Annotated in this window: 14 protein-coding genes and 1 pseudogene; 10 read left to right on the top strand and 5 right to left on the bottom strand. The window is 71.4% G+C overall.

The features are described 5' to 3' along the window. Window positions 1-247: 247 nt before the first annotated feature. The 4 genes from AB0H83_RS49995 to AB0H83_RS50010 are packed head-to-tail and all read left to right on the top strand — an operon-like array spanning window position 248 to window position 3,837. Entirely contained in the window at window positions 248-1,168 is a 921-nt protein-coding gene (locus AB0H83_RS49995) for a LysR family transcriptional regulator (RefSeq protein ID WP_360110476.1), read from the top strand. 7 nt (window positions 1,169-1,175) lie between these two features. Continuing rightward, a complete protein-coding gene (locus AB0H83_RS50000; RefSeq protein ID WP_360110479.1) occupies window positions 1,176-1,937 on the top strand; it encodes a LysR family transcriptional regulator in 762 nt (253 codons plus the stop codon). Window positions 1,938-1,957: 20 nt separating this feature from the next. Next, complete coding sequence (locus tag AB0H83_RS50005; protein WP_360110482.1) at window positions 1,958-2,155, top strand: DUF3311 domain-containing protein; 198 nt, start codon at window positions 1,958-1,960, stop codon at window positions 2,153-2,155. Then, window positions 2,152-3,837 carry a sodium:solute symporter family protein gene (locus AB0H83_RS50010; RefSeq protein WP_360110485.1) on the top strand — a complete coding sequence of 562 codons (1,686 nt, stop codon included), beginning with the start codon at window positions 2,152-2,154 and terminating at the stop codon, window positions 3,835-3,837. Before AB0H83_RS50005 ends, AB0H83_RS50010 begins: the two co-directional genes overlap by 4 nt. Window positions 3,838-3,912: 75 nt before the next feature. On the opposite strand, the gene AB0H83_RS50015 is transcribed toward AB0H83_RS50010, so the two are convergent. Beyond that, on the bottom strand, window positions 3,913-4,542 hold the full coding sequence (locus AB0H83_RS50015) for a DNA-3-methyladenine glycosylase (RefSeq protein WP_360110488.1): 630 nt from the start codon (window positions 4,540-4,542) through the stop codon (window positions 3,913-3,915). Between the two features lie 339 nt (window positions 4,543-4,881). Further along, window positions 4,882-5,193 (bottom strand): hypothetical protein, encoded by a 312-nt coding sequence (locus tag AB0H83_RS50020; protein ID WP_360110491.1) that lies wholly within the window; start codon window positions 5,191-5,193, stop codon window positions 4,882-4,884. Window positions 5,194-5,470: 277 nt separating this feature from the next. Here AB0H83_RS50020 and AB0H83_RS50025 point away from each other — a divergent pair, with 277 nt between their 5' ends. The 5 genes from AB0H83_RS50025 to AB0H83_RS50045 all read left to right on the top strand — a co-directional run bounded on the left by AB0H83_RS50025 (window position 5,471) and on the right by AB0H83_RS50045 (window position 13,842). Beyond that, window positions 5,471-6,955 carry a ricin-type beta-trefoil lectin domain protein gene (locus AB0H83_RS50025; protein ID WP_360110494.1) on the top strand — a complete coding sequence of 495 codons (1,485 nt, stop codon included), beginning with the start codon at window positions 5,471-5,473 and terminating at the stop codon, window positions 6,953-6,955. A 134-nt stretch (window positions 6,956-7,089) separates the two neighbouring features. Continuing rightward, window positions 7,090-9,624 (top strand): fibronectin type III domain-containing protein, encoded by a 2,535-nt coding sequence (locus tag AB0H83_RS50030; RefSeq protein WP_360110497.1) that lies wholly within the window; start codon window positions 7,090-7,092, stop codon window positions 9,622-9,624. Then, complete coding sequence (locus AB0H83_RS50035) at window positions 9,618-10,589, top strand: AAA family ATPase (protein ID WP_360110500.1); 972 nt, start codon at window positions 9,618-9,620, stop codon at window positions 10,587-10,589. Before AB0H83_RS50030 ends, AB0H83_RS50035 begins: the two co-directional genes overlap by 7 nt. Window positions 10,590-10,612: 23 nt before the next feature. Beyond that, a complete protein-coding gene (locus tag AB0H83_RS50040; protein ID WP_360110503.1) occupies window positions 10,613-11,725 on the top strand; it encodes a DUF58 domain-containing protein in 1,113 nt (370 codons plus the stop codon). Beyond that, complete coding sequence (locus tag AB0H83_RS50045) at window positions 11,722-13,842, top strand: transglutaminase domain-containing protein (RefSeq protein ID WP_360110506.1); 2,121 nt, start codon at window positions 11,722-11,724, stop codon at window positions 13,840-13,842. The genes AB0H83_RS50040 and AB0H83_RS50045 overlap by 4 nt, the downstream gene beginning before the upstream one ends. 40 nt (window positions 13,843-13,882) lie before the next feature. On the opposite strand, the gene AB0H83_RS50050 is transcribed toward AB0H83_RS50045, so the two are convergent. Next, entirely contained in the window at window positions 13,883-14,563 is a 681-nt protein-coding gene (locus AB0H83_RS50050) for a fibronectin type III domain-containing protein (RefSeq protein ID WP_360110509.1), read from the bottom strand. 102 nt (window positions 14,564-14,665) lie between these two features. Then, complete coding sequence (locus tag AB0H83_RS50055; RefSeq protein ID WP_360110512.1) at window positions 14,666-15,298, bottom strand: hypothetical protein; 633 nt, start codon at window positions 15,296-15,298, stop codon at window positions 14,666-14,668. Between the two features lie 145 nt (window positions 15,299-15,443). Here AB0H83_RS50055 and AB0H83_RS50060 point away from each other — a divergent pair, with 145 nt between their 5' ends. After that, complete coding sequence (locus tag AB0H83_RS50060; protein WP_360110515.1) at window positions 15,444-15,839, top strand: hypothetical protein; 396 nt, start codon at window positions 15,444-15,446, stop codon at window positions 15,837-15,839. Between the two features lie 36 nt (window positions 15,840-15,875). Here AB0H83_RS50060 and AB0H83_RS50065 read toward each other — a convergent pair. Next, window positions 15,876-16,121: pseudogene (locus AB0H83_RS50065) on the bottom strand (hypothetical protein); the annotation flags it as partial.

The raw sequence follows: 16,121 nt of genomic DNA on the forward strand, positions 1-16,121 counted from the left end.
GCCCACGAGACCGGACCGGACGGCGCCGGCACGGAATGGGGCGAGCACGTGACCGACGCCGAGTACCGGCTGCCACCGCTCACCGCGACGATCCGCCGGCCGGACGCGGACCGGGTCCCGCAGCGCGAGGCGTGCTGGTAGCGGTTCCGGGTGCAGACCCGCGAGGAGATCCTGGACACGTTCGGCACACGCGCGTAACACTGTCGACATGATTTCTGCACGAAGCGTGCTGAAAGACGTGTGACCCGTGGACACCCGGCAGATCAGGTACTTCCTCGCCGTGGTGGAGCACGGTGGGTTCGGCAGGGCGGCGACCGCGCTCAACGTCGCCCAGCCGACCATGTCGCAGTCGGTGAAGGCCCTGGAGCGCGACCTCGGCACCGCCCTGTTCCACCGGGCGTCGCACGGGGTGACACTGTCCGCGGCCGGGCGGGCGTTCCTCGGGCCGGCCCGGGTGCTGATCCGCGACGTCGCCGTGGCCGGCGGGGCTGTCGGCGGGCGGCCCGGGCACGACAGCCTCGAGATCGTGGCGTCGGCGCCGCTCGGGGCGCACCCGGGCGCCGGGCTGGTCGGCGGCTTCCTGCGGGCGCGCCCGGGCGTGTCGGTCAACCTGGACCGCGACACCGACGAGGCGCTGCTGGCCAGGGTCCGCGACGGGGTGAGCGAGCTCGGCCTGGTCCACCTGCCGGCGGCCCGGCTGGGGCTGTGCGAGGTGCCGCTCGGCGCGCACGACCTCGTGCTCGTGTTCCCGCCGCCGCACGCCTCCCGCCCCGCCACCCGCGTCCCACCGTCCGCCGCCGGCAGCGACACCGGCAGCGACACCGGCATGGATGTTGTGCGGCTCACGGATCTGGCGGGGCTGGAGCTGCTCGGGGTGCCGCGGGGCAGCGCGTCGCGGCTGCTGGTCGAGTCGGCGCTGCGGGCGGCCGGGGTCAGGACCAGGGTCGTGGTCGAGAGCGGCCAGCGGGACCTCATCACCGACCTCGTCATCGCCGGGGTCGGGGCCGCGTTCATGCCCGCCGCCGCCGCACACGAGGCCGCCGCGCGCGGGGCGGTGGTCAGGCGGCTGGCGCCGGCGTTGCGGCTGCCGTACGGGCTGGTCCACCGCTCCGGAGAGCTTTCCGGCCCGGCCCGGGCGTTCATCGACCACGCGCTGCGCACGGGGTGACCGGGGCATGGACCTGCGCAGGCTGGAGTACTTCGTGGCGGTCGCCGAGCACGGCAGCGTCACCGCGGCGGCGGCCGCGTTGCACGTGGCGCAGCCGTCGCTGTCGCAGTCGATCCGGGCGCTCGAGCGGGAGATGGCCGTGGAGCTGTTCGACCGGCGGCAGCGGCCGCTGGCGTTGACGGCGGCGGGCAAGGCGCTGCTCGACCCGGCGCGGAAGGTGCTGAGCGACCTGGCCGACGCGCGGGCCGCGGTCGGGTGCGTGGTGGGGCTGGCGGCAGGCTGGCTCGACGTCGCGGTGCTGGACCCGCTCGCGGTGGACGTGGCGCCGGCGATCGCGGCGTTCCGGCGGCAGCATCCGGGGGTGCCGGTGCGGGTGCACGGGCCGCGGGACGAGGACGACCTGGTGCGGCACGTGGTCGACGGGCGGTGCGAGCTCGGGGTCACGTACCTGCCGGTCGAGCACCCCGCGGTGCGGGTCGAGCCGATCGGCCGGCAGGAGCGGTACCGGATCGAGGGCAGCGACATCCGGACCCGCCACAGCGAGGCGGTCGTGCCGCTGCTGATCGCCGGTGCCGGGGCGGTCGTCGCGGGCGGCTACGCGCGGCGGGCCGCCGGGGCCGGGGCGGTCCTGCGGCGGTCCGACCCGCCGGTGTGCGTGGAGGTCGGCGTGGTCAGCCAGCCGCAGCACCTGTCGCCGGCGGCGCGGCGGCTCGAGACGATGCTGCGCGCCTATGGGGTCGATGACTTTTCGTCTTTGCAATCCCGGTGATCGCGCACTGTTATCAAGCGATGCCCCAGCCTGATCAGCGCCGCCGCCCCCTGTACTGGCTGCTGGTGGTCCCGACCGTCGCGCCTCTGGTCGTGCCCCTGTACAACCGCCTCGACCCGCAGCTGCTCGGGGTGCCGTTCTTCTACTGGTACCAGCTGGCCTGCGCGGCCCTCGCGACCGTCGTGATCTCGATCGTCTACCTCGGGACGCGGCGATGAGCGACCGGGACGTGGAGCTCGCGGTGTTCGCGGTGCTCATGGGCGTGATGCTGGTGCTCGGCTTCGCCGCGGCGCGGTGGCGGCAGCCGCAGAGCATCCACAGCCTGGAGGAGTGGGGGGTCGGCGGGCGGGCGTTCGGCAGCTGGGTCACCTGGTTCCTGCTCGGCGGCAGCATGTACACCGCCTACACGTTCGTCGCGGTGCCCGCCCTGACCTACGGCGTCGGGGCGCTGGGGTTCTTCGCGGTGCCGTTCGCGATCGCGACGACCCCGATCGCGTTCATCATGTCGGCCCGCGCGTGGTCGGTGTCGCACCGGCACGGGTTCGTGACGCCGGGTGAGATGGCCGGGGCGCGGTTCGGCTCGCCGGGGCTGTCGGCGCTGGTCGCCGTCACCGGGATCGTGGCGACGATGCCGTACGTGTCGGTGCAGCTGCTCTCGCTGCAGGCGGTGTTCAAGACGCTCGGCGTGGCCGGCGAGTGGCCGCTGCTGGTGGCCGTCGGCCTGGTCTCGGTCAGCACGTTCCGCTCCGGGCTGCGGGCCCCGGCGCTGCTGTCGATCGCCAAGGACATCCTGCTCGTGTGGGTCGTGGTGTCGGGAGTACTGATCGTCGCCATGTCCGGCGGCTGGGGCACCACGTTCCGGCTGGCGGCCGACCACTTCGCGCGCACGCCGTCGCCGGCGGACGGGCTGCTGCTCAGCGACGCCGGCCAGGTCGGCTACCTGACGATGGTCGTCGGCTCGGCGCTGTCGATCTTCGCGTACCCGCACGCGGTGATCGCCATCATCGCCGCCCGGGACCGCTCCACGGTGCAGCGCAACACCGCCGCCCTTCCCGTGTACTGCCTCGCCCTGGGCCTGATGGGGATGCTCGGCCTGTTCGCCGTCGCCAACGGGGTCGTGCCCATCGGCCGCGACCTCAACACGGTGACCCCGCAGCTGTTCCACAACCTGCTGCCCGGCTGGTCCGCGGGCATCGCCTACGCCACCCTCGGCGTCGCCGCCCTCATCCCGGCCGCGGTCATGTCGATCGCCGCGGCGAACGCGTTCACCCGCTCCATCTACCGGCAGTACCTGCGCCCCGACGCCGGCCCCGCCGAGGAGGCCCGGGTCAGCCGGTGGGCGTCGCTGGTCGTGAAGTTCGGCGCGGTCGCGGTGATCCTGCTGCTGGACCCCGCGTACTCCGCGGAGCTGCAGCTCATCGGCGGTGCCGTCATCCTGCAGACGATCCCGGCGGTGATGTTCGGCCTGACGACCGCGTGGTTCCACCGCGCCGCCCTCATCGCCGGCCTGGTCACCGGGCTGGTCGTCGCCGTCGCCCTGCTCTACCGCATCCCCCAGCTCGGCCCCGGCGGTGTCGTGGTCAAGGCGCACTTCGGCGGCTCCAGCTGGTCGTTCGGTGGCGGCGTCATGGTGTACGTCGGCCTCATCGCCCTGCTCGCCAACCTGCTCGTGGCGGTGGCCGGCACCGTGGTCCTCCGGCTGGCGAAGGTCCCCGCGGGCGTCGACCAGACCCGCCCCGAGGACTACACCACGGACGTCGACGACCCGATGGTGAAGCGCCTCGACGACCTGCTCGACGGCCTGCCCCGCAACCCGGGCGGCGCGCACACCCGCCCTCCGGTCCGGCCGCTGCCACCCCAGCGCCCCGTCGGCACCGTGTACCGCCGCTCCCGCCCCTGACGCCCGCGGTGCCCTGACACCCCGAAAGCCCTGACCGGCCGCGACCGGCCATCGCAAGGGCAGGCGGCACGCCGGTCACTGCCTGCGGCTCACCGCGCCCCGGACGGCCCCTCTCGGCACGTGGCGGCGGTAGGCGCTGACCGTCGGGTCGCCGGTGATCCAGAAGCGCCACGGCACGTCGTGGGCGCTCGCAACCCCGACCCGCGGCCCCGCCTCGACCGCCTCTGGCAGCACCGGCTCGAGCGGTGGCGCGAGCGTCAGCGGCCCGGTGCCGTCGATCATGGAAGTGCCGTACGCCTCGCGCCCGACGCCGAGCGAGACGACCAGCAGAGCCGGCCCCCGGGCCAGATCCCGGGTCGGGACACTGCCGCGCCGGCTGAGCGCCAGGTCGACGCCTTCAACCACCTCACCGGCACGCAGCAGGACCGCCGCAGCTTCGCCCTCGCGCCCGCAGACGATGTTCAAGCACCAGTGAACCCCGAACACGAAGTAGAGGTAGGCGCGGCCTGCTGGCCCGAACATGATCTCAGTGCGCGGGGTCGGTCCACGGTGGGCGTGGGACGCGGGGTCCTCGCCGGTACCCGCGTACGCCTCGACCTCCGTCAGCCGGACCGTCACGCCGTTCGCGGTCACCCGCCAGCCGAGCAGGGACCGCGCCGTGCCGGACACCGCGGCAGCCGGCGCATCAAGCCATGGATAGGTCACCCGACCAGGAAACGCCAAAACCTCCTCCCTCGCCAACCGAACGGGGCCGGTCAGGACGGGCGACACCATCCGGCAACTCGCCGCCCGCACCGCCCTGCCGGCGACCGGCCGTTGCCTGAGGCGACCCCCGGCTCCGAGTACCTCGGCCGGCTGCCGACCTCGCTGCCGTGCCTGACCGCCGACCCTTCAACTGCGACTCGAATCGTCCGACGTCAACTCCACCGGCGCACCGGACACCGAACTCGACATCACCGTCAGCGCCACGGGAATGGGTTACCCACCGGTATGACCGCACCGGGGTTGAGCTGCAGAAAGCCTCGCCAAATACCACTCCTGCATTCAGGTCATGCAGCGTCCGACCACCTTCGTGTGGACCACGCCGCCGGTGGCGCCGGAGGCCGAAGCTGGTGGACCTGCCGGCAGCCGGGCGCCGCGCTGGACCTTGTCGTCGACGGCGACGGTCCGCCTCCTGGGCCGGCTCGGGTGCGGGCAGGCGGGAGCGCGGCCCAATCGGTCAGCGCGGCCGAACGTGGAGGCGTCGACGCGGACCAGGAGCCGCCACAGCGTGGTCAGCACCGGAACTCGGCCGGTGCCCCGCGCCTGCGGCCTGGCGACCGGCAGCGGCGAGCGCAGTGCCGCCGGCCTGCCCACCGAGGATCCCGGCCTCTTCCAGCACTGTCTGTATTGGACGCAAGACGCGTATCGTCCAGAAGCAGCCGGCACTTTCTCACTGAGGTCACATCAATGCGCGACGCCTTGACCGCCCTTGCCCTGACCCTAATAATCAGACGATTACAGTCGCCGATCATGATGGTGCGCGAAAAGCCAGCGTAGTGGTGGAGGCGGCCGGATCAGAGCTGAAAAGTCGGCGCCGAAATTCGAAGTAGGGATGAGGATGTCGTTGCGCGACGGCGATAGAAGGTCCGCGATGGTCAACGCACATCAGGTCGAAGACGTGGAGCGCCCCCGGCACAGGCAGGGCCGGCTGCGACCCGGCTGGTGGCACGGCCGTGGGACTGCCCTGGTGGCGGCCGGTGTCGTGCTCGCGGCCGGGGTCGCGCTGGCGGTCTCGACGGACGACGCCCCGCCCGGCGGCGGCACCCCGCAGACCGTCGCGGTGGAGAACCAGGTCAGCTGGTCGGACGAGTTCAACGGGCCGGCCGGCACGTCACCGGACGCCGCGAAGTGGGTGTTCGCCATCGGCGGCGGCGGCTGGGGCAACCAGGAGCTGCAGTACTACACCGACAGTCCGAGCAACGCGTCCATGGACGGCAAGGGCAACCTCGTCATCACGGCGCGCAAGGAGAACCCGGCCGGGTACGACTGCTGGAACGGCAAGTGCGCGTACACGTCCGCCAGGATTTTCACCAAGAAGCTCTTCGAGCAGCGGTACGGCCGCTTCGAGATGCGCACGAAGTTCCCCGTCGGCGGCAAGGGCATCTGGCCGTCGATGTTCATGCTGGGCAACAACATCGACGAGGTTGACTGGCCCGAGAGCGGCGAGATCGACGTCGTGGAGTACGTCGGCTCGAAGCCCGGTCAGGCTCTGGGCACCATCCACGGCCCCGGGTACAACGGGGGCGGCGGCGTGGGCGCCGCGTACGACCTGCCGAACGGCGCGGTCTTCGGCGACGACTTCCACCTCTTCGCGGTCGACTGGACCGCTGACTCGATCACCTGGTCGGTCGACAACGTGGTGTACTCCCGCAAGACCGCGGCAGACCTCCGCGGCAACCGCTGGGTCTTCGACCACCCGTTCTACATCCTGCTGAACTTCGCCGTCGGTGGACAGTTGCCGGGCTCCCCGGACGGCGGCACGCCTTTCCCGCAGATGATGGTCGTGGACTACGTCCGGGCCTACGCCACGCCGGGCGCACGCGACGCCGACCCGGACCCGACGACCGAACCGTCCGAGACCACCGCGGCGTCACCCGGCCCCAGCGCTTCGGCCTCCCCGGGCAAGAGCACCGCCGCACCCACCAGCGCCGCCGCCACGCCGGGCAAGGGCGGGCCGGCCACGGCGGCCCCTGGCGGCAACGGTGTCATCGTCAACGTCGCCAGCCAGAAATGCCTCGACATCCCCCGCAGCAACCCGGTCGACGGGCAGTACGTGCAGATCTGGCAGTGCTATCCCATGGCGGGCCAGAAGTGGACCTTCGAATCCGACGGGACGTTGCGGTCGATGGGCCTGTGCCTGGACGTGGCGCACAACAACACCGCGAACGGGACGAGAATCCAGACCGTGCGGTGCAACACCAGCCCGGCAACGCAATTCAAGCTGACCGCGTCCGGTGAGCTGGTGAATCCGCCGAGCGGCAAATGTGTCGATGTCAAGGGAAACAGCACCCAAGACGGTGCGCAGCTCCAACTCTGGGACTGCAACGGCAGCGCCAGCCAGAAGTGGCGCCGCTGACCCTCCCGAAACTTGACGAGGCGGTGCCGGATCCGTGTCCGGCACCGCCTCGTCCGTTCCGGAACCAGGAGGAATCGTTGGACCGACCCGAGTTGCACCGATCCGGTGGAGGTCGTCACGTGAGATGGCTCGGCGTGGTCGGAACTGTGGTCCGCCGTAACGCGTCCGCGTTCATGGTTGTCGCGGTCGCGGTAGCTCTGGGCGGTACGGTCTTCGGACTCGGCGCGACCGGGCAGGCGCCCGATGTGGTCGACGGCAAATCCTGGCTGTGGACCAGCGGCGAGGGCGTGATGATCCGGGTCAGCTCCGGCCAGGTCGACCTCCGCCAGCCCGTGGCGGGCGCACGCGGCCACCAGGTCGAGGTGAGTCAGAGCGACCAGTACCTGTTCCTGCACAACCAGGACACCGGTCGGATCATGTCCGTGGACCTGACCCGGATGGGCTTCTCCGGCTCGTTGGCGGTCGGCACGACCGATGACATCGTGGTGGCGCTGTCCGGCTCGATGGCCGCCGTGGTCAACCGTAGCCGCGGCACCGTCCGCGCGATCGATCCGGCTACCCTGCAGGCCAAGGGCGAGCCGCTGCAGCTGCCGGCCCCGTTGGTGGGCGGCTCGGTGTTCGACGGGTCGGGCGTCCTGTGGGTGGGCGTGCCGAGCCACGGCACGGTGGTCGGCCTGAGCACCCAGGGCGACACGGTGGTGGTGCGCACCTCCGTGCCGGTCGCCGCGGCGGGTCACGACCTCGCCGTCAGTGCCCTCGACGAGGGCGTGCTCGCAGTGGACCGGGGCGGAAGCGACATCGTCGCCGTGATCGGCAACGAGCCGCGCCGGATGACCGCCCCGGTGCCATTGATCAGTGCTCTGGTGCCCGAACGGATCGTGGGTCCGCTCGTCGCGGTGACCGTTCCCGCCGCACAGTCCGTGGTCACCATCGCGGATGTCGGCAAAGGTGGTCCGGTGCGTCGCCTCCCGCTGGCCGGCAAGGACGGGCCCGAGGTGGTGGCCGTGCCGTTTGCCGGCCGGATCTACGTCCCGGACCACGACAAGCACACGGTGCAGGTGTTCAGCAGCGACGGCAGGTCGCAGGGCACGATCACGATTCCGGCCGCCAAGGGCGAAATGGAACTCGAGGTGCGTGAGAAGCACCTGTTCATCAATGCCCCGGACGCCACCGTCGCGTCGGTCATCGACGAAGGCGGCGAAACGCACATCGTCGACAAGAGCGGGTCAGCGCCCGTCTTCCCGACCCCGACCGGAGTGCCCAGCACGCAACCTCCCGTCACGGCGTCACAACCCACTGACGGCGGGACAAGCGATGAGCCGCCGACCAGCAGCCCACCGCCGAGCAGCAACCCGCCGACCAGCAACCCGCCGAAAACCAGCAAGCCAGCGCAGACCAGCAAGCCAGCGCAGGCCAGCAGCCCAGCGCAGACCAGCAAGCCAGCGCAGACCAGCAAGCCAGCGCAGACCGGCGGCCCAGCACAGACCAGCAGCCCGCCAGAGGACGACGGCGACGGCGACGGCGACGGCGGGCAACCCACGTCGTCACCGTCGGTCCCTCCGCCGGCTACAGCGCCACCCGGCCCGCCGACCCCGGTGACCGCGCTGGCCGGTGACGAGAAGGTGACGCTGACCTGGGGCATCGCGGCGCCCGGCGACGCGCCGGTCACGAGCTACGTCGTGACCTGGACCGGCGGCTCGTTGACCGTCGGTGGAGACATCCGCGAGACGGTGGTGGGCGGGCTGACCAACGGTAAGGAGTACCGGTTCCGGGTGACCGCCGTCAACCGCTACGGGCAAGGCCCGCCTGCGCTGTCCGGCCCGGTCAAGCCGGTCGACGGCACCCCACCGGCCAAGCCCGCCCGGCCGACCGCGGTGGCGAAGCGCAGCGACGTCACCGTGACCTGGCCGGCCGTGAGCGATGCCCGGGAGTACGTGGTCACGCCGTTGCGGGCGGGCGTCGCCGGCGCGGATCCGGAGCAGCGGGTGACGGGCACCAGCACCGAGTTCAGCGGGCTGAAGCTGGGCACGTCGTACACCTTCACCGTTGTGGCGGTCGACGCCGAGGGCAGATCGAGTGGGCAGAGCCCGGCCAGCAACGCCGTGGTGCCGGTCGGCCTGCCCGGCGTGACCATCAGCAGCACCAGCGCGACCGTCGCCTCGGTGACGGTCAAGTTCAAGGTGAACAACGGTGGGGCGAAGACCACCTGCGCGATCTCGATCGCGCCGAGCGGGAAGAAGGCGACCGGGTGTGACGGCACCACCACCTTCACCGGGCTGTCGGCCGGCACCAAGTACACGGTCACGGTGACCGCGACCAACTCGGAGGGCTCCGACAAAGCCTCTGCCAGCCGGACCACGCCGAAGGGGTTCGGCGCGAAGGTGACCTGTGTGGACCGCCCCACCAATCCGGACAAGAACTACTGTGTCGAGACCGGCGGCATCGGCGTGTACCGCGCGCTCAAGGACACGGACATCGACCACCGCATGATGCCCGGCACGAAGTTCACGGCCACCTGCAAGAAGACCGGCCGGGAGGTGTACGCCTACGTCTACAACGACAACAAGCGCAGCGACATCTGGCTGAAGATGAGCGACGACCTGTGGATTCCCTGGACCTGGTCGACCCTCGACAACGGCGACAAGGTGAGTGCGGTGCCACAGTGCTGAGCGAGAAAGAGGTCGCCGACTACGCCGGCGTCTTCGCCCGGGTGGCCGACTCCGTCGCATCGGTCCTGCTGGGCAAGGACGAGGTGGTGCGGCTTGCGCTGATCGGTCTGTTCGCCGAGGGCCACCTGCTGATCGAGGACGTGCCCGGCGTCGGCAAGACCACCCTGGCCCGCGCGATCGCCGCCACAGTGGATGCCCAGTCGCGGCGGATCCAGTTCACGCCGGATCTGCTGCCGTCCGACGTCACCGGGGTGACCATCTTCAACCAGGGCTCCGGGCAGTTCCAGTTCCACCCAGGGCCGGTGTTCGCGAACATCGTCGTCGCCGACGAGATCAACCGTGCCTCGCCCAAGACACAGGCGGCGTTGCTGGAGGTGATGGAGGAACGTCACGTCACTGTGGACGGTCTGCGCCATCCGGTGCCCCGGCCGTTCCTGGTGTGCGCCACCCAGAATCCGGTGGAGATGGCCGGCACGTACCGGCTGCCTGAGGCGCAACTCGACCGGTTCCTGATGAAACTGTCGCTGGGGTATCCGGACGAGGACAGCGAGATCGAGGTGATGCGCGGCGAGTCGTTCCGCTCTCTCGATCGGCTTCCGAAGTCGGCCAGTTCCGCGGACGTGGCCCGGCTGGCCGGCCTGGCCGCGCAGGTCGACGTCCACGAAGCCGTCTATGCGTACGTGCGCCGCTTCGCCGTCGCCACCCGCCACCACCCCGACCTGCGGCTCGGACTGTCGCCGCGCGGCTGCGTGGCCCTGATCCGGGCGGCGCGGGCCGCGGCGCTGGCCGCCGGACGTCCATACGTGCTGGCCGAGGACATCAAACGCCTCGCACCGGCGGTGTGCGCGCATCGCCTGCTGCTGCGCCCAGAGGTGGCATTGCGCGAACGCACCGAGGCCGCCGTCGTGGCCGAGATCCTCAACGAGATCGCCGCCCCTCATCCGACCGTGAGCACTGCCCGCTGATGCCGACCGCACGCGGATGGGTCGTGCTGGCGACCAGTGCGATCCTGTTGATCCTCGGCCTCGCGGCCGGCTACCGCGAACTCGGCGCCGTGGCCGGCGCGGGCCTGCTCGCTGTCCTCCTCGCTGCCTGCTGGACGGGTCTGCCGCCGAGACTGGAGGTGGACCGCCGCATGGAGCCGCAACGGGTCGGTCGCGGCGATTTCTGCCGGGCCTTGATCGACCTGCACACGGCCTCCCGCAGGACCCGGACGCTGTCCGTCACCGACCGGATCAGCGGACCGGCCGGTGTTCGCATCATGGGTGTGCCACCGATCCGCGTGCGCGGTGGTGTCCCGGCCCGGACCGGCTACGAGCTGCCCACCGATCGTCGTGGCCTGCTGACGGTCGGGCCCGTGCGGGTGGCCCGGCGCGACCTGTTCGGGCTGTGCGGCGTCGACCGGGCGATCGGCGGGACCGCCCAGCTCCTGGTGCGGCCGAGATGGCACCCGTTGCGGGGCGTGCCGACCGGGGTCTCACGCAGCCTTGACGGTGTGGCGGACACGGCGCTGCACGGCAGCATCACCTTCCACACGCTGCGTGAGTATCAGATCGGTGACGACCTGCGTCAGGTGCACTGGCGCACCTCCGCCCGCATCGGCGCACTGATGGTGCGCGAGCACATCGACACCGCGCTGCCGGCGCTGCTCCTGCTCGTCGACGACCGGGCCGAGTCCTATGTGGATGACCCCTCCGCCGTGGAGGAGGCCATCGAGGCCGCCGCATCCATTCTGGTGGCCTCCGGCCGGGACGGCCTGCCGGTGGTCCTGCGGCTGGCCTCCGGAGCGTCGGCCGCGACCAGTTCGGTGGCCGCGGCCGGTGCCGGCCTCGACCTGCTGGCCCAGGTTCAACTGGTGGCCGGGGTGGACCTTCCCACCACGCTGCGGCTGCATCGCGCGGAGCAGCCCGGCGAGACCCTGGTGTTCGTCACCGGGCCCGCCACCGACCTGCGCGCGGTTCTCGCGGTGCGCAACGAGTACGCCCAGGTCGTCGTGGTGATCCTCGGCGCGACGGCCGCACCGCCGCCGGCCGAGGTCACCGTGGTCCTCGCTGCCACAGCGGCCGAGTTCGCGCACCACTGGAACGGAATGCTGCGATGAAGCCGGCGACGATCGCGGCGGGTACAGCCGTCGTGACCGCCACGGTGTGCGCGGCCCTGCCGGTGACCGCGATCTACGTCTCGGGCCCGATGCCCGGGTTGCTGTGTGCCGCGGCGATCGGTGGGGCAACCGTGACAGGGTTGCTGCGTGCGTCTCGGCAGTCCTCGACGGCTGCCCTGTTCGGCAGCCTGATGGCGATGGGTGCCGGCATCCTGTGGCTCGGCCTGTGGTTGCCGCGGCCGGCCGGCTCGTTGTTGGCCGCGAGCGCCGAGGCCCTGGTGCACTCGGGTGCCCGCATCCTGACCAGTGCGGTGCCGGTGCGGCCCACGGTGGAGACTGTGGCGCTGCCGTTCTGCGCGACCTGGTTGGCGGCCTCGGCCGGGATCGCGTTGCTGGCATCCCGCCGTCCCGCGTCGGCCGGGTTGGCGCCGGTGCTGCTCTTCGTCGGGGCATTGGCGTTCGTCGGGCCGGCACCGGCACCGGCGTACGGCTGCACGGCCGTGCTGATCGCCGCGCTGGCCCTCCTGCTCGGGGTGGTCAAGGGCGGTGACGTTCCCCTCGGCCGGGCGGCGGCACTCGGCGCCGCGGCGCTGTCGGTGCTGCTCGGCGGCGCAACGGCCGTCATGGCACCGGCCCTGCTCGCCGGTGCCACCACGTACCCACCCGACCTGCGGACCTATGTGGTTCCGCCGTACCAGAACCCGCAGCGGATCAATCCGCTCAGCATGCTGTCCGGGTGGGCCGCGCAGCCGGACCGCTCACTGCTCGAGGTGACCACCGACCGGCCCACCCGGCTGCGCTGGGTGACCCTGCCGGAGTTCACCGGGGTGACCTGGCTGCCCGCACCGGCGTACCGGGCCGCGGGCTCGGTGTTGCCCAGCATGGCCGCCGCCGGCCCGTCGCTGGTGCGCCAGACCGTCGGCGTCACCGGTCTGACCGGCGGCTGGTTGCCGGTGCCGGACGGGGTCCGGGAGGTGCACGGCGTGCGCGTCGCGGTCGACATCGGCTCGGACACGCTCGCGGCACCGGATGGCCTGACCACCGGAGTGCGCTACGTCGTCACCGCGCAGCCCCCGGTGTGGCAGGCGGACCGGTTGGCCCTGGCCCGCCTGCCCGCCGCCGCGGAGTACGACCCGTACCGGTCACTGCCGGCCGGCGCACCCGGCCGGCTCAACGAACTCGCCCGGCGGGCCGCCGGCACCGGCACTCCGTATCAGCAGGCCAAGGCGTTGGAGAGCTACCTGCGCGGCGAATACCGCTTCGACTCGAAGGCCCTGGGCGGCAACGGCTACCCGAGCCTGAACCGGTTCCTGTTCGAGCCGGCCGGACTCGACGGTGGCCGGGGCACCTCTGAGCAGTTCGCCACCGCGTTCGCCGTGCTGGCGCGGGCGTTGAGCATACCGGCCCGGGTCGTTGTCGGCTTCGGCCCGGGCAAGCCGGTCGGCGGCAACCGCTACCGGATCACGGCCGGCGACGCGCTGGCCTGGCCCGAGATCTACCTCGACGGCCAGGGCTGGGTGCCCTTCGATCCCACCCCGGCGGGGTCCACGGCCGACGCTGCGGCATCGGCTCCGCTGGCGCCGGAGCCGATGCCGTCGGACGAACCGGAATCGGCCGAGCCGAGCAATCCCGTCTTGGACGATCCGGCCGTTGACCTGAACGAGCCGGACGATGCAGCCACGGCCAGCCCGATCGGGTTCCTCCTGCGGACGTTCGCGTCCGCGATGCTGTCGGCAATGCTGATCCTGGTCGCCGTCCGGTGGTGGCGCGGCATCGCCAGGCTCCGCCGCGGCGCCCCGGCGGCGCGGGTTCTGGGCGCGTGGGTGGAACTGCGCCACGGGTTGCGCCTGGCCGGCTGGGCGCCCAGCGCGACGCTGACCGTCGAGGAGGTGGCCGGTCTTGTCGGGTCGGCGCTGGGCAGCGGATGGCGCAAGCGGGCCGGCGCCGTGGCCGGCACGGTCAACGCCATCGGGTTCGGGGGCGCCGCGGTCGCGGCTTGCGACGCTGACCGGGTGGCCGACGAGGTGCGTGCGTTGCGCCGGGCCCTGTGGCAGCGGACCAGCATCAGGCGTCGATTGACCTGGCCGATCGATCCACGCCCAGCCTGGTGGCCCTGATGTCCGCTGCCCGCCCCGGCGTCCGGCCTGGGGGCGGCCCCTACCCGCCCCGCTTGCTGCCGGGCAGCAGCGAAGACGGTGCGGTGGTCGGCAGTGGTCCGCCGAACCGGTTGGTGCAGACCTCGTTGGAGGGGGCCATCTCGTCGACGGACAGCACAGCCAGAAGAACGAAGCAGTAGTTGACGTCAGGGTTCAACCCGTTGACCCGCACCGTGGTGGTGCCCCGGGCGGCGTTGGCGAGCGTCGACGGGGTGCCCCCGGCCGGGGCGCCGAGGACGTAGAACACCGCCTCGCCGGCGGTCTGATCGCGCCAGGTCAGCGTCACCGCGACGCGTTCGTCGGCCAACCGGACGTCCTCGGGTGCGATCTGCGGCACGGTCGCCGGCGTCGAGTCCACCACGGCCGAGGACGTGGGGGACGCCGTGTCCCGCTCGCCTGAACCATCCTGCGTCAGGCGGGGGACCAGATACACCAGCCCCGACACGACGACCACCGCGACGAACGCGAGCAGTCGCCGCCGGGCACCGAGACGGCGGCGAGGCACCGGCGACGGCAGAACTTCCAGCTCGTTGCTCACCGGGCGGTCCGGCATCGGGTCGCTTGCCGACCTCGGCAGCGGATAGCGCGCCGACGAGGTGCTGTCCTCGTCGGTGACCATCATCGGGGGCGGGAACGGGACGGGCGCGGCCGTCAGCCGCTGGCCTTCGGAATCCAGACTCAACTGTCACCAACTCCAGGGTCGCAAGGGCGATGTGCGTCCTCACGGCACGCTCAACTCCGTAACCGCCTGGCCTGGACGTCTTGGCGCGACGGTCTGCGTGGCTCAGGCTCGGAACCGGGTCCAGGCGGCCCACCGGCTGCGAGCTCGCGGCTCGTCGTTCTCCTTGTCCTTGGCCGTCGCCTCGGGGCGGAGCGCCTCCCGCCGGAGCTGGAACATCGCCCAGGCCGACAGCCCCGTCGTGAGCAGCCCGATGACGGTGATGAGGTTGGTGATCGGGTGGAGCACCGCGGGCAGCAGCCGGTACAGCACGGGGTTCATGACGAGCAGGAGCACCCCGACGATGAACACCGCACCGATCGGGATTTCGCTGGGGAAGCCCTTGCGCCGGGTCAGTGCGGCAGGAAGCCTGACCGGGACCAGGAAGTACGAGCGGAGCAGCTCGGCACCCTCGGGACGCTGTTTCTTGACCGCCTCGCGGTCGTAGTCGCCCACCTCGTGGATCTGGTCATACAGGTTCATCAGGTGCTTGCGCACCTCGTCCTTGGACAGGTCCAGGCCGAGCGCGAAGTTGACCTCAATCGCCGCCATCGTCGGATTGCGGTTGACGGCGTCCTCCAGCTCCGCCTCGATGCCACGGAACTCGATGGTCTTCTCACCGAAGCGCTTGTAACGCCGGATGAACTCCGTTGAGTGGTCCTCCTCGTGCCCAGGACCAGGAAAGTAGGTCGTAAGCACACGCTGCAGGACGGGAAACCGGAATTCTTCTCCGAGTGGGGCCGACTCTTTGGTCACGAAACGTTCCCTGCCGTTCGTAGGCGGGCGTTTTGCAGGCGCTACTTTAGCATGTCGCTCAGCGTCCGGAAACGAATGAGGTCACAGCATGGGCGACGTCCGCGTCAACGCATTTGTTGCGTTCATTCCGCTGCTTGTCGCGGCCACCCTGCTCGGTGGGGTGTGCGCGCTGGTCATGCTCCTGGCCCGCTCGACCGTGCGCCGGCTGATGCTGCACGGGGTCGAGCCCGACGACCCGCTCCTGCTGCGCGCCCGCCGGACGCTGGCGGTCGCCACCCTGGTCGCCTGGGCCTGCCTGCTGCTGGCCCTGGTGTTCCCGTTGGCCACCCTCGCCACCAACGGCTGGACACAGGTGCTGCTGCTGGGCAGCGCCGTCACGACAATGGTCTTCGTCGCCATCAGGATGCGTCCTTACCTCACCGAACCAGGGCCGGCGCCGGACCGGCGGGTCCCGGCGCCGCAGCGCCGTCCGCGGCGCCGATAGCCCGCGGCGACCGCTGTCCGGCTGCCGCCCGGTTGCTCAACGGCGCGCCGCTTGCTCCTTGTACTTCTTGATGTGCTGCTCGGTCTCCTGCCTTCCGCGCATGATCTGCTTGCCGTCCCTGCGCTTCCAGAACGGCGTGAGCCGGGCCTCGATCGGGCGGGACGACCCGGCGATCATGACCGCCTGACCGAACTTCAGGGTGCGGATCTCGTCGACGGACAGCACCGGACGTCCCTCGGTCTCGCCCAGCAGCTTGGACATGTCTGCCAGGTCCGAGGCGTT

It is taken from the genome of Dactylosporangium sp. NPDC050688, assembly GCF_040654515.1.
GTDB lineage: Bacteria > Actinomycetota > Actinomycetes > Mycobacteriales > Micromonosporaceae > Dactylosporangium.